This window comes from Streptomyces sp. NPDC107575, assembly GCF_055657265.1.
Map to the genome: position 1 here is coordinate 457,124 of NZ_JBVKBG010000004.1, position 20,267 is coordinate 477,390.

The following is a 20,267-nucleotide window of genomic DNA, read 5'->3' on the forward strand; positions in this document are numbered from 1 at the left end:
GTCCGAGCCGCCACCATGTGAAGCGGCAACGGAACGGGTAACCCGACACCGGGCGACAGGCAGGACGCGGAACAGGGGAGCGGCACGTGAGCGAGAGCAGCGCACCGGCCACGGCGGCGGTCGTCGAAGCGGCGGAACGGGCCGCCTCGGGGAACTGGCGGCGGGCCGGCCTCGCGGGCGCCGCCATAGGCGTGGTCGCGGCGGGTGCCGCCGCGGGCGTCGCCATCGAGCGGCTGACCGTGGGCCGCGGCATGCGCAAGAAGGCGCGGCTCGCCCTCGACGCGTCGGGGCCCTACGGATCGCTGCGCGGCGTGCCCGGAAAGGCGTACGCGGAGGACGGCACGGAGCTGTACTACGAGGTCGACGAGGCGGACCCGGAGGCCGGTGGTACGTCGCCGCGCAGACGCCGCCTGTTCGGCCGCAAGAACCCGGCGCCCGTCACCGTCGTCTTCAGCCACGGCTACTGCCTGAGTCAGGACTCCTGGCACTTCCAGCGCGCGGCCCTGCGCGGCGTCGTCCGCTGCGTGTACTGGGACCAGCGCAGCCACGGCCGTTCGGGGCGCGGCGCCGAGCAGGTCGAGGACGGGGTGCCGGTCTCCATCGACCGGCTCGGCGGCGACCTGAAGTCCGTCGTCGACGCGGCCGCGCCCGAGGGGCCGCTCGTCCTCGTCGGCCACTCCATGGGCGGCATGACCGTGATGGCGCTCGCCGACCGGTGCCCCGAGCTGATCCGCGACCGGGTCGTGGGCGTCGCCCTCGTCGGTACGTCGTCGGGGAAGCTCGGCGAGGTCAACTACGGGCTTCCGGTGGCCGGGGTGAACGCGGTGCGGCGGGTGCTCCCCGGCGTCCTGAAGGCGCTCGGACAGCGCGCCGACCTGGTGGAGAAGGGGCGCCGGGCGACGGCCGACCTGTTCGCCGGGATCATCAAGCGGTACTCGTTCGCCTCGCGGGACGTCGACCCGGCGGTGGCCCGGTTCGCCGAGCGGATGATCGAGGGGACGCCGATCGACGTGGTCGCGGAGTTCTACCCGGCGTTCGAGGACCACGACAAGGCGGACGCCCTGGCGGGCTTCGCGGACCTGCCCGTGCTCGTCCTGGCCGGGGAGCACGACCTGGTCACGCCGAGCGACCACAGCGAGGCGATCGCGGCGCTGCTGCCGGACTCCGAGTACGTACTGGTGCCGGACGCCGGGCACCTCGTGATGCTGGAGCACCCCGAGGTCGTCACGGACCGGCTCGCGGACCTTTTGGTGCGTGCGGGAGCCGTGCCGACAGCCGCTACCGTGGGGATTTATGGAGACACCGGCAACACCGCACAGCCCGGCGGCTGAGCCCGCCACCCCCCTCAGCACGGTCAGCGTCACCGTCAACTCCCCGGACGAGATGCGGGAGTTGGGGCTCGCCCTGGCCAAACAGCTGCGCCCCGGCGACCTCGTCATGCTCACCGGCGAGCTGGGTGCGGGCAAGACGACGCTGACCCGCGGGCTCGGCGCGGGCATGGGCGTACGCGGTGCGGTGACCTCGCCGACCTTCGTGATCGCCCGTGTGCATCCGCCGCTCGGCGAGGGCCCGGCCCTGGTGCACGTCGACGCGTACCGGCTCGGCGGCGGGCTCGACGAGATGGAGGACCTCGACCTCGACGTGTCCCTGTCGGACTCCGTGGTCGTCGTGGAGTGGGGCGACGGCAAGGTGGAGGAGCTGTCCGAGGACCGGCTTCACGTGATCATCGACCGGGCCACGGGCGACACCACGGACGAGGTGCGGGTCGTGACGCTCAACGGCATCGGCGAGCGGTGGACCGAGGCGGACCTGGGGTCGCTGGCGGGCTGACCCCCGGATCCCGGACACATCCCGACAGGGCGTCGGCAAATTCTTGCGCGGCGTGGCTTCGGCGTGTTCACATGGAGGCCGGTGCTGGTTAGGTCTACCTAACCACGTCCCCTCGACCGCCGCCGGGAGGCATCATGTCGACTTCGGAACGTGAAGGTGTGCGCGCAGTGTCGATGCGGGATCTTTTGGCGTCGTGTGCGGCGGCCCGAGCGGTTTCTACGCCGCCGAATCCGCCGCGGCGTGAGTCTTCGTTGCGCCGCGACGGCGTTGCGGACTCGGGGCGCTGCCCCGGACCCCGCGGCCTCTCGTCCAAGAGCGGGGCTTGATATACCGATACTCGCCGACGGGGCTTGAAATGCTGGCCCTCGCTCGCCGGCGGGCTTGAGGTAGCGGCGCCAGCCGTTACTTGACGACGACGACCTTGGCGCCGATCGTCGCGAACTGCCACATCGCGTCGGCGTCCTCGCGGGACTCGCGGATGCCGCCGGTCTGCTTGCCGGGGTCGGGGGCGGCCGTCGAACCGTTGACCGCCGCGCTGAAGCCGATCGCCACACCGTTCGTGTTCGCGAAGCGGACCACGTGCTCGATCGGCACGCCGTCCGTGCCCGTGACCGAGCCGGAGCGGGAGGTCACCGAGTACGAGCCGGGCGCCGGGTCCACCGTGCCGGGCGTGACCCGGAACGTCGACTTCGGCTTGTTGCCCGAGCCGACCAGCCACACCCGGTCCCCGCCCAGCGAGTACACGACACGCTCGCCCTTGCCCGAGCCCGCGGGCAGCGCCTTCGGGTCCGTCTTCTTCTTGGGCGTCTTCGACGCCGAGGCGGAGGGCGAGGAGCCCTCCTTCTTCTCGGCGAGGTCGGAGGGCGCGCTCGCCGACGCCTGATAGGCGAGGAAGCCGACCACGACGAGTGATCCCGCCGTGAGCGCGGTCACGAATCCGGTGCTGCTCCGTGCCACCAGGTGCCTGCCTCTCAAGTACGAACCTCAGGGTGACGGTAGCAGGGGAGGCCCCGCGGCCCGGCCTTGCGGGAAGTACGGACGTGTCCGCCTTCAGGTGGTCGTAGGCTGTTCGCGTGCTGTTGCTCGCTCTGGATACCGCCACCCCCGCCGTCACCGTCGCCCTGCACGACGGGACATCCGTCGTAGCCGAGTCGAGTCAGGTGGACGCCCGCAGACACGGGGAACTGCTGCTTCCCGCCGTCGACCGGGTGCTCGCCGAGGCAGGACTGCGGCTCGACGCCGTCACCGGGATCGTCGTGGGCGTGGGCCCGGGACCGTACACGGGGCTGCGCGTCGGCCTCATGACCGCCGACACCTTCGGCCTCGCGCTCGGCGTGCCGGTGCACGGCGTGTGCACGCTCGACGGGCTCGCGTACGAGGCCGAGGACGTCGAGGGCCCCTTCGTCGTCGCCACCGACGCGCGGCGCAAGGAGGTGTACTGGGCGCGGTACGAGAACGCGCGGACCAGGGTCACCGAGGCCGCCGTCGACCGGCCCGCCGACATCGAGTCGCTGGTCAAGGACCTGCCCGCCGTCGGCGCCGGCGCGCGGCTCTACCCGGACACCTTCCCGGACGCGCGCGGCCCCGAGAACGTGTCGGCCGCCGCGCTCGCCGCCCTCGCCGCCGAGAAGCTGGCCGCGGGCGAGGAGCTCCTCGAACCGCGCCCCCTCTACCTGCGCCGCCCCGACGCGCAGGTCCCCAAGAACTACAAGGTGGTCACCCCCAAGTGACCCCCGTGGACGTATCGCTGCGCGAGATGCGCTGGTGGGACATCGACCCCGTGCTCGCCCTGGAGAAGGAGCTCTTCCCGGACGACGCCTGGTCGCGCGGCATGTTCTGGTCCGAGCTCGCGCACGCCCGCGGTGTCGGTTCCACGCGGCGCTATGTGGTCGCGTACGAGGGCGAGCGGCTCGTCGGGTACGGGGGCGTCGCCGCCTCCGGGGACCTCGCCGACATCCAGACCATCGCCGCCGCCCGCGACCACTGGGGCACCGGCCTCGGCGCCCGGCTGCTCACCGAACTGCTGCGGCACGCCACGGCCTTCGAGGTCGAGCAGGTGATGCTCGAAGTGCGCGTCGACAACACGCGGGCGCAGAAGCTGTACGAGCGCTTCGGCTTCGAACCGATCGGCTTCCGGCGCGGCTACTACCAGCCGGGCAACATCGACGCGCTCGTCATGCGCTTTACCACCACCACCGTGAACGACACTGTGAACGAAGAGAAGAACCATGGCTGACGAACCGCTCGTCCTCGGCATCGAGACCTCCTGCGACGAGACCGGCGTCGGCATCGTCCGCGGCACGACCCTGCTCGCCGACGCCGTCGCCTCCAGCGTCGACGAACACGCCCGCTTCGGCGGCGTCGTCCCCGAGGTCGCCTCCCGCGCGCACCTGGAGGCGATGGTCCCCACGATCCAGCGCGCCCTGAAGGACGCGGGCGTCACGGCGAAGGACCTCGACGGCATCTCGGTCACGGCCGGTCCTGGCCTCGCGGGCGCCCTGCTGGTCGGCGTCTCTGCCGCCAAGGCGTACGCGTACGCGCTCGACAAGCCGCTCTACGGCGTCAACCACCTCGCCTCGCACATCTGCGTCGACCAGCTGGAGCACGGCACGCTGCCGGAGCCGACGATGGCGCTGCTGGTGTCGGGCGGCCACTCTTCGCTGCTGCTGTCCACGGACATCACCTCGGACGTACGTCCGCTGGGCGCGACCATCGACGACGCGGCGGGCGAGGCCTTCGACAAGATCGCGCGGGTGCTGAACCTCGGCTTCCCGGGCGGGCCCGTCATCGACCGGTACGCGAAGGAGGGCGACCCGAACGCGATCGCGTTCCCGCGCGGTCTGACCGGCCCCCGCGACCCGGCGTACGACTTCTCCTTCTCCGGCCTGAAGACCGCCGTGGCCCGCTGGATCGAGGCCAAGCGGGCGGCGGGGGAGGACGTGCCGGTGCGCGACGTGTCGGCGTCCTTCCAGGAGGCCGTCGTGGACGTGCTGACGCGCAAGGCCGTGAAGGCCTGCAAGGACGAGGGCGTCGACCACCTGATGATCGGCGGCGGCGTCGCCGCCAACTCACGGCTGCGCGCCCTCGCCGAGGAGCGCTGCGAGAAGGCCGGTATCCGCCTTCGCGTGCCGCGCCCCAAGCTGTGCACGGACAACGGCGCGATGGTCGCGGCGCTCGGCGCGGAAATGGTGGCGCGCAACCGGCTGCCCTCGTCGTGGGACCTCCCGGCGGACTCCTCGCTCCCGGTGACGGAGCCGCACGTGCCGGGCCACCACCATCACGACCACGTGCACGAGGTCAGCAAGGAGAACCTGTACTCATGACGGTCGCGCTGATGTGGGAGGCCCGCGCCGTCGAGGGGCGCGGCGAGGAACTCCTTGCCTGGGCGAAGGCGCAGGTCCTGGAGCGGGAGCCGGAGCGCCGCGAGACGTTCCGCGCGCCGCGGGACCGGGTCCTCGTCATCACGTGGTGGGACGCGGCGTACGACGCGGACGTCCCCGAACTCCCGGAGCCGGAAGGCGATTTGGTGACCCGCACGGTCCACCGCTGGCGCTTCGAGACGGCCTAGTCCCCCTTCGTGTACGTCAACAGGTAGCGCCAGAACAGCAGTTGGCGCACCTCGCTGCCGGGCAGCAGACGTGCGGCCTCCCGGCGGATCTCCGGGAGCGGCATCTCCGGCTGCCGTACGGGTGGCTTCGGCGGGGGAGTGCGGATGCCACGGGCGCGCTCGCCCGCGTACACGGCGAGGCGTGCCACGGCGTTGGCCGGCGCCGCGACCACGTCCCAGGGCGTCACGCCGTCGTAGCAGCCCAACACGAGCAGCCGGCCGCCGGGCGCGAGGGCCTCGCGGAAACGGGTCAGCGTCTCGAACGGCATGTGGTGCAGGCTCGCGAGGCAGCTGATCGCGGCGTAGTGGCCGGGCGGGAGTTCGGCCTCCGCGGCGTCGGCGACGCGGTAGCGCGGCCCACCGCCGGCCGCCTCCGCGAGGGCCAGCGTCCCCGGATCCGGGTCGACCGCGTCGACCCGGTACCCACGCGCCACGAGCCGCCGCGCGAACCGCCCGGTGCCGCACCCGACATCAAGCGCCCCGCGACCACCTCCGGCGGGCAACTGGCGCAGCAGCAGCGGATGGTAATGGTCGTTGTGATCGAACGGCATACGCCCATCTTCCCCGCTGCGCGGCACCGGGCGCCGCCTTGCCCACCCTGCCGCCCAAGGCGGTACGGCACCCGGCACCCGGTGCGGCGGCCGGATCCGGTATTTCAAGCCCCTGCGGCGATTGAGCAGCGGGGTCCGGGGCGGAGCCCCGTGGCGTCGGCCACGGGTTCCGGGGCCGGGCCCTGTCGAGGGCGCTGGCCGCACCGGGGGCCGCCTTGCCCACCCTGCCGCTCAAGGCCAGGTACGTACCCCGTGGCGTCAACCCATGACGGGGGCGCCGACGAGCATCGTGGGCGCACCGGCGACACGGGTCAAAAACACCGTCGCCGCCCGCTTCCCGAAGGGCTTCGGCATTGCCTTCCGCCGCAACTCCTCCGGCTCGACCGCCGACCCCCGCTTCTTCACCGTCAGCACGCCGACCTCCCGCTCCCGCAGCAGCGCCTTCAACTTCTTCACGTTGAACGGGAGTTGGTCCGTGATCTCGTACGCGGCGGCGTACGGCGTGGCGTGCAGCTCGTCACCCGTCACGTACGCGATCGTCTCGTCGACCAGTCCGCCGCCGACCTCCTCCGCCACCTCGGCGACCAGATGCGCCCGGATGACCGCGCCATCGGGCTCGTACAAGTACCGCCCGACGGACCGCACTTCGGGATCCGGAAGCCCCTTGCTCACCAGCTCCCGCGGCCCCGGCAGCAGCGTCGCCCGCATCCGCCCGGGCGCGGTCCCGAACCAGAGCACCGCCTCCTTCACGTCGCCCCCGTCCGAGATCCACTCCGCGTCGGCCTCCGCCGGGATCGCCTCGTGCGGGATGCCGGGAGCGATCTTCAGCGCGGCACGCGGCGCCTTGAGCGCGGCGGACACGGCCCAGGAGAGCGGCGGCGAGTAGGCCTCAGGGTCGAAGATCCGCCCCCGGCCGCCCCGCCGCGCCGGATCCACGAACACCGCGTCGTACGCGGCTGTGTCCACCTCGGTGACGTCCGCCTCGCGCACCTCGATCATCTCCGCGAGCCCCAGCGCCTCCGCGTTCGCCCGCGCCACCGCGCACGTCAGCGGGTCCCGGTCGACCGCGAGGACCCGGATCCCCGCGCGGGCGAGCGCGATCGCGTCGCCGCCGATGCCGCAGCACAGGTCGGCGACGGACCGCACGCCGAGCCGCTCGAAGGCGCCGGCCCGGTACGCCGCCACGCTCGTCCGCGTCGCCTGCTCCACCCCGTTCGGCGTGAAGTACATCCGGCCCGCGTCCTCGGCGCCGAACTTCGCCACCGCCCGCTGCCGCAGCCGCGCCTGGCCGAGCGCGGCGGAGACGAGCTCGGCCGGGTGCTCGCGGCGCAGCTTCGTGGCGAGGGCGAGTTCCTGGGCCGGATCGTGATCGCGGAGTTCGTCGAGCAGGGCCTGGCCCTCGGGGGACAGGAGGGCGAAGAAGGCGTCGGGCGAAAGGGAGGAGCTCACCAGGCCCATTGTGGGCCAGCCGGGCGACGGTGCACGCCAGGCGGCGGTGTCGGCCCGGGAACGGGCCCGTGAGCTGCCAGGATCCGGCGCCATGCAACTAGTACGACAAAACGAAGAAAGTGTCCGAAAGCTCGCCAGAAGGAGATGTGGAAGCCCCGGCCGGGCTCTCGGCGTCCGCTTCCTCGGCGCGTTGCTCGCCGCCTCCGCCCTCGCCACCGGATGCGCGGGCGGCGACGACACCCAGCCCGCGCGACCGGCCCCCGGCCAACAGGCGCACAAGGGCCTCCAGGGCGCCCCCGCCCGCGCCCTCGACGCGTACGCGACGAAGCTGCGCGCCCAGCGGGCCGCGCTCGTCGCCGCGAGCAAGCGCTGGGGCCTCGCCGACGTACCGCTGACCGCTCCGCCCCCGCCCGCGAAGAAGCCGGCCATCGAGCCCCGCAAGGGCTTCGAGGTCGACGGCCAGAAGAAGCTCGGCCTGCCGCCCGTCTTCACGACGATCCCGACCAAGGACAAGGTCGTCTTCCTCACCATCGACGACGGCGCCGAGAAGGACCCGCGGTTCCTGAAGATGATGAGCGAGCTGCGGATCCCGTACACGGCCTTCCTGACCGACGCCGAGGTCAGGCCGCGGTACGGCTACTTCAAGAAGATGCAGGCCCGCGGCGTCACCCTCAACAACCACACGCTCCACCACCCGTTCCTGCCCGGGCTTTCGTACGCGCGGCAGAAGCAGGAGATCTGCGGGATGCAGGACGTCATCGAGAAGAAGTACGGCAAGCGGCCCACGCTCTTCCGCCCGCCCTTCGGCGACTACAACCGGGACACCCTGCGCGCCGCCAAGGCCTGCGGCATCGAGTACGCCCCGATCTGGAACGCCGAGGCGTTCGTGGACCGCATGGACTACCGCGAGTGGGACCGCAGCATCCATCCGGGCGACATCCTGCTCACGCACTTCCGGGGCCGGAAGGACTGGAAGGGCACGATGCCCGACATGATCCGCAACCTCATGAAGTACCTCACCGACAGGGGGTACGCGGTGGCGCGCCTGGAGGACTACCTGTGACACCGCGCGGGCCGTGGGCGCGGCTGTCCGCCTGCGCCCTGGCCGCCGTGCTGCTCGCCGGGTGCGCGCGGGAGGCCGCCCCGCCGCCGCGTCCCGCGCCGGGCGCCGGGGCGGCGGTCCCGCCGGTCGTCTCCCGCGTCCCGACCGGCGACAAGGTGGTCTTCCTCGCGTACGAGGACGGGGCAGGACGTGACCCCCGTTTCGCCGACCTGATCCGCGACCGGCGCCTCCCGGTCTCGCTGTTCCTCGCGGGCCCCGGCGGGGACGGCCTCGGTGAACTCGGCTCGCTGGGCGCCCGGGTGCAGAACCGCACCCTCACCAGGCCCCTGCTGCCCGGTCTCGGATACGTGGAGCAGCACGCCGAGATCTGCGGCCAGCGCGACCGCGTGCGGGCCCGCTTCGGGGCGGCCCCGCGACTGCTCCACCCGCCCCGGGGCGCGTACGACGGGAACACGCTCCAGGCGGCGGCCGAGTGCGGCGTCGACGCGATCGTCCTGTGGCGCGCGCCTGAGGGCGGCCCGCTGCGACCCGGGGACATCCTCGGGGCCACGGCGGAGACGACCCCGCGCCTGCTGCGCCGCATCGCGGCCGAGGGGTACGAGGTGGCGGCCCTGGAGGACTATCTGTGAGCCGAGCCGGAGCGAGGACCGGAGCGAGGACCGGAGCGAAGACCGGGGCGAAGATCTGCCGTCGATTAGCAGTCCGCTTGACCGAGTGCTAATCGCGGTCATAGTCTCGGCTCTGGCACTCACCAGTGGAGAGTGCCAACAGCGACGGGCAGGTCCGGCACCCGCGACGACGGATCCACCTGGTCGCCACCCCAGACTGTTAACCCCGTGAGATCTCCGAAGGGGGAGACCGGATCGTGACGACCTCCAGCTCCAAGGTTGCCATCAAGCCGCTCGAGGACCGCATTGTGGTCCAGCCGCTCGACGCCGAGCAGACCACGGCCTCTGGCCTGGTCATTCCGGACACCGCGAAGGAGAAGCCCCAGGAGGGCGCCGTCCTCGCCGTGGGTCCCGGCCGCTTCGAGAACGGCGAGCGCCTTCCGCTCGACGTCAAGGTCGGCGATGTCGTGCTCTACAGCAAGTACGGCGGCACCGAGGTGAAGTACAACGGCGACGAGTACCTCGTCCTCTCGGCTCGCGACGTGCTCGCGATCGTCGAGAAGTAATTCACCCAAGCTTTCCCAGCTTCACTGAAGCAGAATGCTTTGAACCGCGCCCCTGGCCCCCGCTGATAATGCCGGGTGCGAGGGGCGCGGTTCGCTTTTTCGAGAGGACTGACTCAGCTCCATGGCGAAGATCCTGAAGTTCGACGAGGACGCCCGTCGCGCCCTCGAGCGCGGCGTCAACAAGCTTGCCGACACGGTCAAGGTGACGATCGGCCCCAAGGGTCGCAACGTCGTCATCGACAAGAAGTTCGGCGCCCCCACCATCACCAACGACGGCGTCACGATCGCCCGTGAGGTCGAGGTCGAGGACCCGTACGAGAACCTCGGCGCGCAGCTGGTGAAGGAGGTGGCGACCAAGACCAACGACATCGCGGGTGACGGTACGACCACCGCCACCGTGCTCGCCCAGGCCCTGGTCAAGGAAGGCCTGCGCAACGTCGCCGCCGGTGCCTCCCCCGCCGCCCTGAAGAAGGGCATCGACGCCGCGGTCAAGGCCGTGTCCGAGGACCTCCTCGCGACCGCCCGCCCGATCGACGAGAAGTCCGACATCGCCGCCGTCGCCGGTCTGTCCGCCCAGGACAACCAGGTCGGCGAGCTCATCGCCGAGGCGATGGACAAGGTCGGCAAGGACGGTGTCATCACCGTCGAGGAGTCCAACACCTTCGGCCTGGAGCTCGACTTCACCGAGGGCATGGCCTTCGACAAGGGCTACCTGTCCCCGTACTTCGTCACCGACCAGGAGCGTATGGAGGCTGTCCTCGACGACCCGTACATCCTGATCCACCAGGGCAAGATCGGCTCGATCCAGGACATGCTCCCGCTCCTGGAGAAGGTCATCCAGAACGGTGGTTCCAAGCCGCTCCTGATCATCGCCGAGGACGTCGAGGGCGAGGCCCTGTCGACCCTGGTCGTGAACAAGATCCGCGGCACGTTCAACGCCGTCGCGGTCAAGGCCCCCGGCTTCGGTGACCGCCGCAAGGCGATGCTGCAGGACATGGCCACCCTCACCGGTGCCACCGTCATCGCCGAGGAGGTCGGCCTCAAGCTCGACCAGGCCGGTCTCGAGGTGCTGGGCACCGCGCGCCGCGTGACGATCACCAAGGACGACACCACCATCGTCGACGGTGGCGGCAAGTCCGAGGACGTCCAGGGCCGCGTCGCGCAGATCAAGGCCGAGATCGAGAACACGGACTCGGACTGGGACCGCGAGAAGCTGCAGGAGCGCCTGGCCAAGCTGGCCGGCGGCGTCTGCGTCATCCGCGTCGGTGCCGCGACCGAGGTCGAGCTCAAGGAGAAGAAGCACCGTCTGGAGGACGCCATCTCCGCGACCCGCGCCGCGGTCGAGGAGGGCATCGTCTCCGGTGGTGGCTCCGCCCTGGTGCACGCCTCCAAGGTGCTCGACGGTTCGCTCGGCAAGGACGGCGACGAGGCCACCGGTGTCGCCGTGGTCCGCCGCGCCGTCGTCGAGCCGCTCCGCTGGATCGGCGAGAACGCCGGCCAGGAGGGCTACGTGATCGTCTCCAAGGTCAAGGACCTCGACAAGGGCAACGGCTACAACGCCGCGACCGGCGAGTACGTCGACCTGGTCAAGGCCGGCGTCATCGACCCGGTCAAGGTCACGCGCTCCGCCCTGGAGAACGCCGCGTCCATCGCCTCCCTGCTGCTCACGACCGAGACCCTGGTCGTCGAGAAGCCGGCGGAGGAGGAGCCCGAGGCCGCCGGCCACGGGCACGGTCACTCGCACTGACCCGCTCCACTTCGCTTCGCCAGAAGCGACCGAGGCCCGGCTCCCCGTCGCGGGGGGCCGGGCCTCGGCGTTTGCCTTGCAAGGGGGTAGGAGCGTTACTGCGGACCGTACTTGCGGCCCGTGCGGGACGTGATGCCGCCGAGGAGGGCCCGCGGGGTCACCTTCACGACGCCCATCAGTGCCTTGTACCGGGGGTCCGGGATCGAGAGGGTGCGACCCCGCGCGAGGTCCTGCAGCGCCGCCGCGACCAGCTTGTCCGCGTCGAGCCACATCCACTTCGGGATGTTGCCCGTGCCCATGCCGGCGCGCTCGTGGAACTCGGTGCGCACGAAGCCGGGGCACAGCGCCATCAGCCGCACGCCGCTGCCCGCGAGGTCCTTCGCCGCGCCCTGCGTGAACTGCACGACCCACGCCTTCGACGCGCCGTACGTGCCGCGGGGCACGAAGGCAGCGACCGACGCCACGTTCACGACGCCGCCGCGGCCGCGTTCGCGCATCGCGCCGGCCGCGGCGGAGGTCAGGCGCAGCACGGCCTCGCAGTGCACCTTCAGCATCGTCAGCTCGTCGGCCATGGGGACTTCCAGGTAGTGCCCCTTGTTGCCGAACCCGGCGTTGTTGACGAGCAGGTCGACAGCCGCCCTACGGTCCGTCAGCCGGGCCTCGACCGCCGCGATTCCGTCCTCCGTGGCGAGGTCGGCGGTGAGCACCTCGGCCTCGATGCCGTGCCGGTCGTGCAGCTCGGTCGCCTGCTCGTGCAGCCGCTTGGTGTCGCGCGCGACGAGCACCAGGTTGTGTCCGTCGGCGGCGAGGCGTCGTGCGAAGGCGGCGCCGATGCCGGCGGTGGATCCGGTGATCAGGGCGGTAGTCATACGCCAAGGTTATGAGCCCGGCCCGGTCCTGGTGATCACGCCCCCGGGGCGGAGGCCACGGTTCCCGTTGCGCGGTGCGGGGTTGACGCCTGTCGTGAGGGTTGCGGGGCCGGGGTGGCGCCTTGTCGGGGTTGACGCCTGTCGTGAGGGTGGCGCGGAGTGTTGCCGGGGTGGCGCCTGTCGTGAGGTTTCCGCGGCACCGCGTCTTGCTCCGGTTCCCGCTCATCCCCACCCGCCCGCCCCCTCCGGGGGCTTGGCCCCCGTGCCCCCGGGGTCGTGCCGGGGCGGCGCTCGTCGTGTCCGTGACGCGACGCCGATGACCGGGCTCGGCCCTACATCGCCGTTGCGCGGCACGGGACTTATGGGCTGCATCGGGGCTGCGCCCGGCCCTTAGGGTGCGCGGCACCGGGGGCCGCCTTGCCCACCCTGCCGCCCCAGGCGGCAGATTGCCCAAGCCGGGTGCGGCCCGACCGCGACGGGTGGGGAGGCGGGCGCGCGGCAGTTGCCCAAGGTGGTGACGGTCGACCGCAACGGGTGGGAAGCCGGATCCGGCGGCGGTTATCCCGGAGTGGGGGTGGGTGGCCGCAACGGGTGGGAAGCCGGGCCCGGCGGCAGTCACCCCAAAGCGGGTGCGGCTGACCGCAACGGATGGGGAGGGGAGGCGGAACCAGCGGCAGTTGCCCAAGTCGGTGGCGGTCGACCGCGACGGGTGGGGAGGCGGAACCAGCGGCAGTTGCCGAAGTCGGGTGCGGTCGATCGCAAGGCGCGGGGGAGCGGGCCCGGCGGTTGCCTGTGGCCGCAACAGGCGGGTGATCGGGCCCGGCAGCGGGTCGCCGCAGGCGGGTGCGGTACCCCGTGGGGCCGACGCCCCCGGAGGGGGCGGGTGGGTGGGAAATTGGGCGGCGGAGACAGGCGAGGCAAGGATGGGGCCATCGCTTGCGGGTGGGCGGGCAAACTCAAGCCCCGCTCTGGGACGAGACACGCGGAGCCCCGAGACCGCAACGCCGGTTCCATGGAATCAGTCCCGGCGGGGCCCAAGCCCCGCGACCGTAACGCCGGTTCGGCATGATCAAGCCCCGCCGGCGCTTGAGGCGCGGGGTCCGGGGCAGCGCCCCGTGGCGTAGGCACGGCTGACCGCGACGAAGGACTACGAGCCGTACTTCTCGACGTACTCCCGCGCGGAGCGCAACGCCTCGGGGTGCAACGCGGCCCCCGCCACAAGCAACCTCGGCAACGCCCCCCGCTCCGTCGTCACCGCCCGGAACTGCAACGCCACCGTCACCTCGTGCTCCGGCCGGTGCACGACCTCGATCGGGTCGCCCGCCCGGATCTCGCCCGGTTCGATCACCCGCAGATACGCCCCCGGCACCCCCTCCTGCGTGAACCGCTTGACCCAGCCCCGCTCGCCCAGATGCCCCTGGAAGGTCCGGCACGGAATGCGCCCGGACGTCACCTCCAGGACCAGCTCCGCCCCGACCCGCCAGCGCTCGCCGATCTTCGCGCCCGACACGTCGACCCCCTCCGTCGTGAGGTTCTCGCCGAACGCGCCGCTGGGCAGCGCACGGTCCAGCTCCTTGCCCCACGCGTCCAGGTCCTCACGCGCGTACGCGTACACCGCCTGATGGTCCCCGCCGTGATGCCGCAGGTCGCACACCGCGTCCCCGGCGAGCCCGCTCCCGCCGACGCCCTCGGGCCCCGGCGCCGCCACCCGCACGGGTCCGGTGACCGGGCGCTTGTCGATGCCCGTGACGCCCTCGGGCTGGTCCGTGTACTCGACGGCCTTGGGCCGGCCGACGTTCAGCGACAGAAGCTTCATGCGCGGAACGCTACGGGACCGCCACCCAAAGCCGCCACGCATTATCCGGTGCATTCCCCAAGAGTCGCTTATGCTTGAGGGGTGATCGAGGCCCGTCATCTCCGTGTCCTGCGTGCCGTCGCCGCCACCGGCTCCTTCTCCGCGGCGGCCCGCGAGCTGGGCTGCACCCAGCCCGCCGTGAGCCAGCAGATGAAGGCCCTGGAGTCCTCGGCCGGCACCCCGCTGCTGATCCGCACCGGCCGCGAGATGCGCCTGACCCAGGCCGGCGAGGCCCTCGTGCGGCACGCGTCGGGCATCCTCGCCGGGCTCACCGCCGCCGAGGAGGAGATCGCCGCGATCGCGGGACTGCGGGCGGGGCGCGTCAGGCTCGTGTCCTTCCCGAGCGGCAGCTCGACGCTCGTCCCCACCGCCCTCGCCGCCCTGCGCGCCGAACACCCCGGCACGCGCGTGTCCCTGGTCGAGGCGGAGCCCCCGCGTTCCGTCGAGATGCTGCGCGAGGGGGACTGCGACGTAGCGCTCGCTTTTCGCTACGAGGGCGCGCACGCCGCCGAGGACTGGGACGACCTCGTCGTACGGACACTGTTCGCCGACCGGCTCGTCGGGCTCGTCCCCGAGGGGCACCCGCTGGCCAGGGCGGGCTCGGTCACCATCGACGCGTTCGCGGACGAGCCGTGGATCGCGGGCTGCCCGCGCTGCCGCCGCCAGCTGGTCGAGGTGTGCAAGGGCGCCGGTTTCGCCCCGCGCATCGACTTCGCGACGGACGACTACCCGGCGGTGGTGGGTCTCGTCGGCGCCGGCCTCGGCGTGGCGGTCCTGCCCGAACTGGCCATCGAGTCCGTTCGGCCCAAGGGTGCACGCACAGTGACCGTCGAGCCCGCGGTGCGCCGCGAGATCGTCGCGCTCACGCTGCCCGACCTGGCCCAGGTGCCCGCGGTCGGCGCGACCCTCGATCACCTCGCGAAGGCCGCGACACGCTGAACACGGAGGTGGGCGCACCTCGGCGCGCCCACGTCCCCGAATCCTGCAGAAACGTTCCTTCAGTGACGTGCGCCGCTTGTGGCGGCCTGACCTCCGCTCGGGGCCGACGCCGTGACGAGCCGGTTGCGCGCCCGTCCCATGAGTTCTTCGCGCTCGTCCTCCGTGAGGCCGCCCCACACGCCGTACGGCTCACGCACCTGTAGGGCGTGAGCAGCGCACTCCGCGCGCACCGGGCACCTCATGCAGACCTCCTTGGCCGAGTTCTCACGGGCGCTGCGTGCCGCCCCACGCTCGCCCTCCGGGTGGAAGAAGAGCGAGCTGTCCACCCCGCGGCAGGCCGCGAGGAGCTGCCAGTCCCACAGATCGGCGTTCGGTCCGGGAAGGCGGGAGAAATCTGCCATTGCTGTGTCCCCTTGTAGCCGTTCAGACGCGGATACGGTGCCCATGACCGTACATCTACTGTCTAAGGAGATGAAAATATGACTCATTGCGAATCTAGCTACAGACACCAGCAAAAGGAAGGAAAACCTTCCAAATGGGGCATAGCTTGTGATGAAACGTTGTGGGTCCGCCGCGCTGTCCGCACCGTGTTCGCGCCCTCACGTAGAGTGCCGAAGGAGGCCGTCCGACCCGTAACTCTTTCGAGTGACCGTCGTTGAGAGTGCGGAGGCGGTTGAAAGAACAAGCGCTCGGGCAGGTGTCCGATTGCCTTGTTGAGTGTCGACCGCACAGGTGACGATTCGTACACAGCCTGGAGGCTCAAGGTGACGCGCATCAGCTGCGGAGGGCGGTCATGACATCCGTCCTCGTCTGCGACGACTCCCCGCTTGCCCGAGAGGCGCTCCGTCGGGCGGTTGCGACCGTCCCCGGCGTCGAGCGCGTGACGACCGCGGCCAACGGCGAGGAAGTCCTCCGCCGCTGGGGCGCCGACCGCTCGGACCTGATTCTGATGGACGTACGCATGCCCGGTCTGGGCGGCGTCGAGACAGTGCGGCGGCTGCTCTCCGCCGATCCCGGTGCGCGCATCATCATGCTCACCGTGGCCGAGGACCTGGACGGCGTGGCCCTCGCGGTCGCCGCAGGGGCTCGCGGGTATCTGCACAAGGACGCCTCGCGCGCCGAGCTGCGGGCCACGGTGACGCAGGCGCTCGCCGACCCGACCTGGCGGCTCGCGCCGCGCAGACTGCGCTCGGCCGAGATGGGGGCCGCCCCCACGCTCACCGCGCGGGAGATCCAGGTGCTCGAGGGCATGAGCCACGGACGGTCCAACGCCGAGATCGGGCGTGAGCTGTTCCTCTCCGAGGACACGGTCAAGACGCACGCGCGTCGCCTGTTCAAGAAGCTCGGCGCCTCGGACCGCGCGCACGCGGTGGCGCTCGGGTTCCGCTGGGGCCTGGTTCGCTGACGAGCCGCTGATCGGCACACCCCCGCGCCCTCCGGGGCGCGGTGGACCCGCCGTGAGGGAGGCCGCTCCGGCCCGTCGCGCCGCGACTTTTCGACGCTTCGCGCGCGATGCCGCATCCTTGGGGGTGTGGAGTTCCTCGGGGACGAGTCGGGCGAGCAGGGTCAGCGAGAGGGGAGGGCGCAGGAGATGAGTTCCGGCGCACCTGCTCATAACGCTTCGGTGCACAACTACGGGCACGGTGTCACGGACCGAAAGGCGTCGGGGCACCATGGACCGATGCGTGACGACGAGGCAGCGACTCCCCAGGGGGTCATCGGTACGCTCGTCGGCCGCGCCGTGGACGGTGACGAGCAGGCCACGCACGATCTGCTCGCGCACGTCCATCCCCTCGCGATCCGCTACTGCCGCACGCGTCTTTCCCGTCTCCCGGGCGACGCGCGGCACTTCGTGGAGGATCTCGCCCAGGAGGTCTGCGTCGCGGTGCTGCTCGCGCTGCCGCGCTACAAGGACACCGGGCGCCCCTTCGAGGCCTTCGTCTTCGCCATCGCCGCGCACAAGGTCGCCGATCTGCAGCGGGCCGCCATGCGCGGCCCCGGATCCACGGCCGTGCCCTCCGACGAGATGCCGGAGCGGCCCGACGACTCCCTCGGCCCCGAGGAGCGGGCGCTGCTCAACAGCGATGCCGCGTGGGCCAAGAAGCTGCTCGCCAACCTCCCGCAGAACCAGCGGGAGCTGCTCCTGCTGCGCATCGCGGTCGGGCTCACCGCCGAGGAGACCGGCCAGATGTTGGGCATGTCACCCGGCGCCGTGCGCGTCGCACAGCACCGGGCCCTGAGTCGGCTCCGCGCGCTCGCCGAGCAGTAGCGCACGGCCCCGGCCACGCACGTGTGAACGTCCAAAGAATCCCGATGATCTTGATCGTGGAATGAGACGCCCCTGCGGGCCGTTAGCATGGACATCCGCACCGATCAAGGCCATTTGGGGAAGGTGTCATGACTGCAAACGTCGACGGAGTGCCCGAGAAATTCGCGACACTCGGGCTGACCTACGACGACGTGCTGCTGCTGCCGGGCGCGTCGGACATGGCGCCCGACCAGATCGACACCGCCTCGTACGTCTCGAGGAACGTGCGGGTGAACATCCCGCTGCTGTCCGCCGCGATGGACAAGGTCACCGAGTCCCGCATGGCCATCGCCATGGCGCGGCAGGGTGGCGTGGGCGTCCTGCACCGCAACCTGTCGATCGCCGACCAGGCGAACCAGGTGGACCTCGTGAAGCGCTCCGAGTCCGGCATGGTCACCGACCCGATCACGGTGCACCCGGACGCGACGCTCGCCGAGGCCGACGCGATCTGCGCCAAGTTCCGCATCTCCGGTGTCCCGGTGACCGACGGCGGCGGCAAGCTGCTCGGCATCGTCACCAACCGCGACATCGCGTTCGAGAACGACCGCAGCCGTCAGGTCCGCGAGGTCATGACGCCGATGCCGCTCGTCACGGGCAAGGTCGGCATCTCCGGCGTCGACGCCATGGAGCTGCTGCGCCGCCACAAGATCGAGAAGCTGCCGCTGGTCGACGACGCGGGCGTCCTCAAGGGCCTCATCACGGTCAAGGACTTCAAGAAGGCCGAGCAGTACCCGAACGCGGCGAAGGACTCCGAGGGCCGGCTGCTCGTCGGTGCCGCGGTCGGCGTCGCCGGTGACTCCTACGAGCGCGCGCAGGCGCTGATCGAGGCGGGCGCCGACTTCATCGTCGTCGACACCGCGCACGGGCACTCGCGCCTCGTCGGCGACATGGTCGCCAAGATCAAGTCGAACGCGGGCCACGTCGACGTCATCGGCGGCAACATCGCCACCCGTGACGGCGCCAAGGCGCTCATCGACTCCGGGGTCGACGGCATCAAGGTCGGTGTCGGACCGGGCTCCATCTGCACCACGCGCGTGGTTGCCGGTATCGGTGTCCCGCAGGTCACCGCCATCTACGAGGCCTCGCTCGCCGCCAAGGAGGCCGGCGTCCCGGTCATCGGCGACGGCGGCCTGCAGTACTCCGGTGACATCGCCAAGGCGCTCGTCGCCGGGGCCGACACCGTGATGCTCGGCTCGCTCCTCGCGGGCTGCGAGGAGTCGCCCGGCGAGCTGCTCTTCATCAACGGCAAGCAGTTCAAGTCGTACCGCGGCATGGGCTCGCTCGGCGCGATGCAGACGCGCGGCGACCAGAAGTCCTTCTCCAAGGACCGGTACTTCCAGGAGGGCGTCGCCTCCGACGAGAAGCTCGTGCCCGAGGGCATCGAGGGCCAGGTGCCCTACCGCGGCCCGCTGTCGGCCGTCGTGCACCAGCTCACCGGTGGCCTCCGTCAGTCGATGTTCTACGTCGGCGGGCGCACGGTTCCGGAGCTGCAGGACAACGGCCGGTTCGTCCGGATCACGTCGGCGGGCCTCAAGGAGAGCCACCCGCACGACATCCAGATGACGGTCGAGGCTCCGAACTACAGCCGCAGCAAGTAACAGCAGGTCAGGCGTGGTGGGGCGGTTCCGGGATCACCGGGACCGCCCCACACGCGTGTGTCAGGGATACTGGACGAGCAAGGCCCACAAGTGGGACCCAGATGTGAAAGGCGCCCCCCAACGTGACTGAGATCGAGATCGGGCGCGGCAAGCGCGGCCGCCGCGCGTACGCCTTCGACGACATCGCCGTCGTACCGAGCCGGCGCACCCGCGACCCGAAGGAGGTCTCGATCGCCTGGCAGATCGATGCCTACCGCTTCGAGCTGCCGTTCCTGGCCGCCCCCATGGACTCCGTCGTCTCGCCGCAGACCGCGATCCGCATCGGTGAGCTGGGCGGACTCGGCGTCCTCAACCTCGAGGGCCTGTGGACCCGTTACGAGGACCCGCAGCCGCTGCTCGACGAGATCGCCGAGCTGACGCCCGAGGCCGCGACCCGCCGCCTCCAGGAGATCTACTCCGCGCCCATCCAGGCCGACCTGATCGGGCAGCGCATCAAGGAGGTGCGCGACTCCGGTGTCGTCACCGCCGCCGCGCTCTCCCCGCAGCGCACCGCCGAGTTCTCCAAGGCGGTCGTGGACGCGGGCGTCGACATCTTCGTGATCCGCGGCACCACGGTCTCCGCCGAGCACGTCTCCGGCGCCGCCGAGCCGCTGAACCTGAAGCAGTTCATCTACGAGCTGGACGTCCCGGTCATCGTCGGTGGCTGCGCCACGTACACCGCCGCGCTGCACCTCATGCGGACCGGTGCCGCGGGTGTGCTCGTCGGCTTCGGTGGCGGCGCCGCCCACACGACGCGGAACGTCCTGGGCATCCAGGTGCCGATGGCCACCGCCGTCGCCGATGTCGCCGCCGCGCGCCGCGACTACATGGACGAGTCCGGCGGCCGCTACGTGCACGTCATCGCCGACGGCGGCGTGGGCTGGTCCGGCGACCTGCCCAAGGCCATTGCCTGCGGCGCCGACTCCGTGATGATGGGCTCGCCGCTGGCGCGCGCCACGGACGCGCCGGGCCGCGGTCACCACTGGGGCATGGAGGCCGTCCACGAGGACGTGCCGCGCGGCAAGAAGGTCGACCTCGGCACGGTCGGCACGACCGAGGAGGTCCTGACCGGCCCCTCGCACACGCCCGACGGGTCGATGAACTTCTTCGGCGCCCTGAAGCGGGCCATGGCGACGACCGGCTACAGCGAACTCAAGGAGTTCCAGCGGGTCGAGGTCACGGTGGCGGACGCCACGCACAAGAGGTGACGTAGCCGAAAACGGGTTGGGCCCCACCTT

21 protein-coding genes are annotated in these 20,267 nt (G+C 71.4%); 15 read left to right on the plus strand and 6 right to left on the minus strand.

Going from position 1 to position 20,267, the window contains the following annotated elements:
- Positions 1–86 precede the first annotated feature (86 nt).
- Positions 87–1,331 carry an alpha/beta fold hydrolase gene (locus tag ACZ7L4_RS21760; RefSeq protein ID WP_472104702.1) on the plus strand — a complete coding sequence of 415 codons (1,245 nt, stop codon included), beginning with the start codon at positions 87–89 and terminating at the stop codon, positions 1,329–1,331.
- Entirely contained in the window at positions 1,294–1,830 is a 537-nt protein-coding gene (gene tsaE / locus ACZ7L4_RS21765) for a tRNA (adenosine(37)-N6)-threonylcarbamoyltransferase complex ATPase subunit type 1 TsaE (RefSeq protein ID WP_472104704.1), read from the plus strand. The genes ACZ7L4_RS21760 and tsaE overlap by 38 nt, the downstream gene beginning before the upstream one ends.
- Before the next feature lie 402 nt (positions 1,831–2,232).
- Here tsaE and ACZ7L4_RS21770 read toward each other — a convergent pair whose 3' ends face one another.
- Entirely contained in the window at positions 2,233–2,787 is a 555-nt protein-coding gene (locus ACZ7L4_RS21770) for a hypothetical protein (protein ID WP_472104706.1), read from the minus strand.
- A 116-nt stretch (positions 2,788–2,903) separates the two neighbouring features.
- Between ACZ7L4_RS21770 and tsaB the strand changes: the two genes are divergently transcribed.
- The 4 genes from tsaB to ACZ7L4_RS21790 are packed head-to-tail and all read left to right on the plus strand — an operon-like array spanning position 2,904 to position 5,398.
- Positions 2,904–3,560 (plus strand): tRNA (adenosine(37)-N6)-threonylcarbamoyltransferase complex dimerization subunit type 1 TsaB, encoded by a 657-nt coding sequence (gene tsaB, locus ACZ7L4_RS21775; protein ID WP_472104708.1) that lies wholly within the window; start codon positions 2,904–2,906, stop codon positions 3,558–3,560.
- 26 nt (positions 3,561–3,586) lie between these two features.
- On the plus strand, positions 3,587–4,066 hold the full coding sequence (rimI, locus tag ACZ7L4_RS21780; RefSeq protein WP_472105634.1) for a ribosomal protein S18-alanine N-acetyltransferase: 480 nt from the start codon (positions 3,587–3,589) through the stop codon (positions 4,064–4,066).
- On the plus strand, positions 4,059–5,153 hold the full coding sequence (tsaD, locus tag ACZ7L4_RS21785; protein WP_472104710.1) for a tRNA (adenosine(37)-N6)-threonylcarbamoyltransferase complex transferase subunit TsaD: 1,095 nt from the start codon (positions 4,059–4,061) through the stop codon (positions 5,151–5,153). The genes rimI and tsaD overlap by 8 nt, the downstream gene beginning before the upstream one ends.
- Positions 5,150–5,398 (plus strand): hypothetical protein, encoded by a 249-nt coding sequence (locus tag ACZ7L4_RS21790; RefSeq protein WP_472104712.1) that lies wholly within the window; start codon positions 5,150–5,152, stop codon positions 5,396–5,398. The genes tsaD and ACZ7L4_RS21790 overlap by 4 nt, the downstream gene beginning before the upstream one ends.
- Here the strand turns inward: ACZ7L4_RS21790 and ACZ7L4_RS21795 are convergent.
- Entirely contained in the window at positions 5,395–5,988 is a 594-nt protein-coding gene (locus ACZ7L4_RS21795) for a class I SAM-dependent methyltransferase (protein ID WP_472104714.1), read from the minus strand. The genes ACZ7L4_RS21790 and ACZ7L4_RS21795 overlap by 4 nt on opposite strands.
- Before the next feature lie 258 nt (positions 5,989–6,246).
- Positions 6,247–7,446 (minus strand): THUMP-like domain-containing protein, encoded by a 1,200-nt coding sequence (locus ACZ7L4_RS21800; protein ID WP_472104716.1) that lies wholly within the window; start codon positions 7,444–7,446, stop codon positions 6,247–6,249.
- Between the two features lie 82 nt (positions 7,447–7,528).
- Between ACZ7L4_RS21800 and ACZ7L4_RS21805 the strand changes: the two genes are divergently transcribed.
- The 4 genes from ACZ7L4_RS21805 to groL all read left to right on the plus strand — a co-directional run bounded on the left by ACZ7L4_RS21805 (position 7,529) and on the right by groL (position 11,421).
- A complete protein-coding gene (locus ACZ7L4_RS21805; protein ID WP_472104717.1) occupies positions 7,529–8,500 on the plus strand; it encodes a polysaccharide deacetylase family protein in 972 nt (323 codons plus the stop codon).
- Positions 8,497–9,129, plus strand: coding sequence for a polysaccharide deacetylase family protein (locus ACZ7L4_RS21810; protein ID WP_472104719.1), 633 nt, complete (start codon positions 8,497–8,499; stop codon positions 9,127–9,129). The genes ACZ7L4_RS21805 and ACZ7L4_RS21810 overlap by 4 nt, the downstream gene beginning before the upstream one ends.
- Before the next feature lie 236 nt (positions 9,130–9,365).
- Complete coding sequence (gene groES, locus ACZ7L4_RS21815; RefSeq protein WP_306321012.1) at positions 9,366–9,674, plus strand: co-chaperone GroES; 309 nt, start codon at positions 9,366–9,368, stop codon at positions 9,672–9,674.
- Positions 9,675–9,795: 121 nt separating this feature from the next.
- The gene (gene groL, locus ACZ7L4_RS21820; protein WP_472104721.1) at positions 9,796–11,421 is read left to right on the plus strand and encodes a chaperonin GroEL; all 1,626 of its coding nucleotides are present in this window, start codon (positions 9,796–9,798) and stop codon (positions 11,419–11,421) included.
- Between the two features lie 95 nt (positions 11,422–11,516).
- On the opposite strand, the gene ACZ7L4_RS21825 is transcribed toward groL, so the two are convergent.
- Both ACZ7L4_RS21825 and ACZ7L4_RS21830 read right to left on the minus strand, forming a co-directional pair.
- Positions 11,517–12,290, minus strand: coding sequence for an SDR family NAD(P)-dependent oxidoreductase (locus ACZ7L4_RS21825; RefSeq protein WP_472104723.1), 774 nt, complete (start codon positions 12,288–12,290; stop codon positions 11,517–11,519).
- A 1,147-nt stretch (positions 12,291–13,437) separates the two neighbouring features.
- Complete coding sequence (locus ACZ7L4_RS21830; protein WP_472104725.1) at positions 13,438–14,106, minus strand: MOSC domain-containing protein; 669 nt, start codon at positions 14,104–14,106, stop codon at positions 13,438–13,440.
- Positions 14,107–14,187: 81 nt separating this feature from the next.
- On the opposite strand from ACZ7L4_RS21830, the gene ACZ7L4_RS21835 reads away from it, so the two are divergent.
- Positions 14,188–15,084, plus strand: coding sequence for a LysR family transcriptional regulator (locus ACZ7L4_RS21835; protein ID WP_472104727.1), 897 nt, complete (start codon positions 14,188–14,190; stop codon positions 15,082–15,084).
- Between the two features lie 59 nt (positions 15,085–15,143).
- On the opposite strand, the gene ACZ7L4_RS21840 is transcribed toward ACZ7L4_RS21835, so the two are convergent.
- Positions 15,144–15,485, minus strand: a complete 342-nt coding sequence (locus ACZ7L4_RS21840) for a WhiB family transcriptional regulator (protein WP_450809824.1) — start codon at positions 15,483–15,485, stop codon at positions 15,144–15,146.
- A 392-nt stretch (positions 15,486–15,877) separates the two neighbouring features.
- On the opposite strand from ACZ7L4_RS21840, the gene ACZ7L4_RS21845 reads away from it, so the two are divergent.
- From ACZ7L4_RS21845 to ACZ7L4_RS21860, 4 genes are all read left to right on the plus strand, one after another.
- Positions 15,878–16,489 carry a response regulator transcription factor gene (locus ACZ7L4_RS21845; RefSeq protein WP_003948568.1) on the plus strand — a complete coding sequence of 204 codons (612 nt, stop codon included), beginning with the start codon at positions 15,878–15,880 and terminating at the stop codon, positions 16,487–16,489.
- A gap of 276 nt (positions 16,490–16,765) precedes the next feature.
- The gene (locus ACZ7L4_RS21850) at positions 16,766–17,353 is read left to right on the plus strand and encodes a sigma-70 family RNA polymerase sigma factor (RefSeq protein ID WP_266713169.1); all 588 of its coding nucleotides are present in this window, start codon (positions 16,766–16,768) and stop codon (positions 17,351–17,353) included.
- A 128-nt stretch (positions 17,354–17,481) separates the two neighbouring features.
- The gene (guaB, locus tag ACZ7L4_RS21855) at positions 17,482–18,990 is read left to right on the plus strand and encodes an IMP dehydrogenase (protein WP_472104730.1); all 1,509 of its coding nucleotides are present in this window, start codon (positions 17,482–17,484) and stop codon (positions 18,988–18,990) included.
- A gap of 122 nt (positions 18,991–19,112) precedes the next feature.
- The gene (locus tag ACZ7L4_RS21860) at positions 19,113–20,237 is read left to right on the plus strand and encodes a GuaB3 family IMP dehydrogenase-related protein (RefSeq protein WP_399227882.1); all 1,125 of its coding nucleotides are present in this window, start codon (positions 19,113–19,115) and stop codon (positions 20,235–20,237) included.
- The last annotated feature ends 30 nt before the right edge of the window (positions 20,238–20,267 follow it).

Excerpts from the sequence above, each read along its gene's own strand:
- tsaE (WP_472104704.1), top strand. The coding sequence starts at position 1,294 with ATGGAGACACCGGCAACACCGCACAGCCCGGCGGCTGAGCCCGCCACC.
- rimI (WP_472105634.1), top strand. The coding sequence starts at position 3,587 with ATGCGCTGGTGGGACATCGACCCCGTGCTCGCCCTGGAGAAGGAGCTC.
- tsaD (WP_472104710.1), top strand. The coding sequence starts at position 4,059 with ATGGCTGACGAACCGCTCGTCCTCGGCATCGAGACCTCCTGCGACGAG.
- ACZ7L4_RS21790 (WP_472104712.1), top strand. The coding sequence starts at position 5,150 with ATGACGGTCGCGCTGATGTGGGAGGCCCGCGCCGTCGAGGGGCGCGGC.
- ACZ7L4_RS21795 (WP_472104714.1), bottom strand. The coding sequence starts at position 5,988 with ATGCCGTTCGATCACAACGACCATTACCATCCGCTGCTGCTGCGCCAG.
- ACZ7L4_RS21800 (WP_472104716.1), bottom strand. The coding sequence starts at position 7,446 with ATGGGCCTGGTGAGCTCCTCCCTTTCGCCCGACGCCTTCTTCGCCCTC.
- ACZ7L4_RS21805 (WP_472104717.1), top strand. The coding sequence starts at position 7,529 with ATGCAACTAGTACGACAAAACGAAGAAAGTGTCCGAAAGCTCGCCAGA.
- groL (WP_472104721.1), top strand. The coding sequence starts at position 9,796 with ATGGCGAAGATCCTGAAGTTCGACGAGGACGCCCGTCGCGCCCTCGAG.
- ACZ7L4_RS21825 (WP_472104723.1), bottom strand. The coding sequence starts at position 12,290 with ATGACTACCGCCCTGATCACCGGATCCACCGCCGGCATCGGCGCCGCC.
- ACZ7L4_RS21830 (WP_472104725.1), bottom strand. The coding sequence starts at position 14,106 with ATGAAGCTTCTGTCGCTGAACGTCGGCCGGCCCAAGGCCGTCGAGTAC.
- ACZ7L4_RS21840 (WP_450809824.1), bottom strand. The coding sequence starts at position 15,485 with ATGGCAGATTTCTCCCGCCTTCCCGGACCGAACGCCGATCTGTGGGAC.
- ACZ7L4_RS21845 (WP_003948568.1), top strand. The coding sequence starts at position 15,878 with ATGACATCCGTCCTCGTCTGCGACGACTCCCCGCTTGCCCGAGAGGCG.
- ACZ7L4_RS21850 (WP_266713169.1), top strand. The coding sequence starts at position 16,766 with ATGCGTGACGACGAGGCAGCGACTCCCCAGGGGGTCATCGGTACGCTC.
- guaB (WP_472104730.1), top strand. The coding sequence starts at position 17,482 with ATGACTGCAAACGTCGACGGAGTGCCCGAGAAATTCGCGACACTCGGG.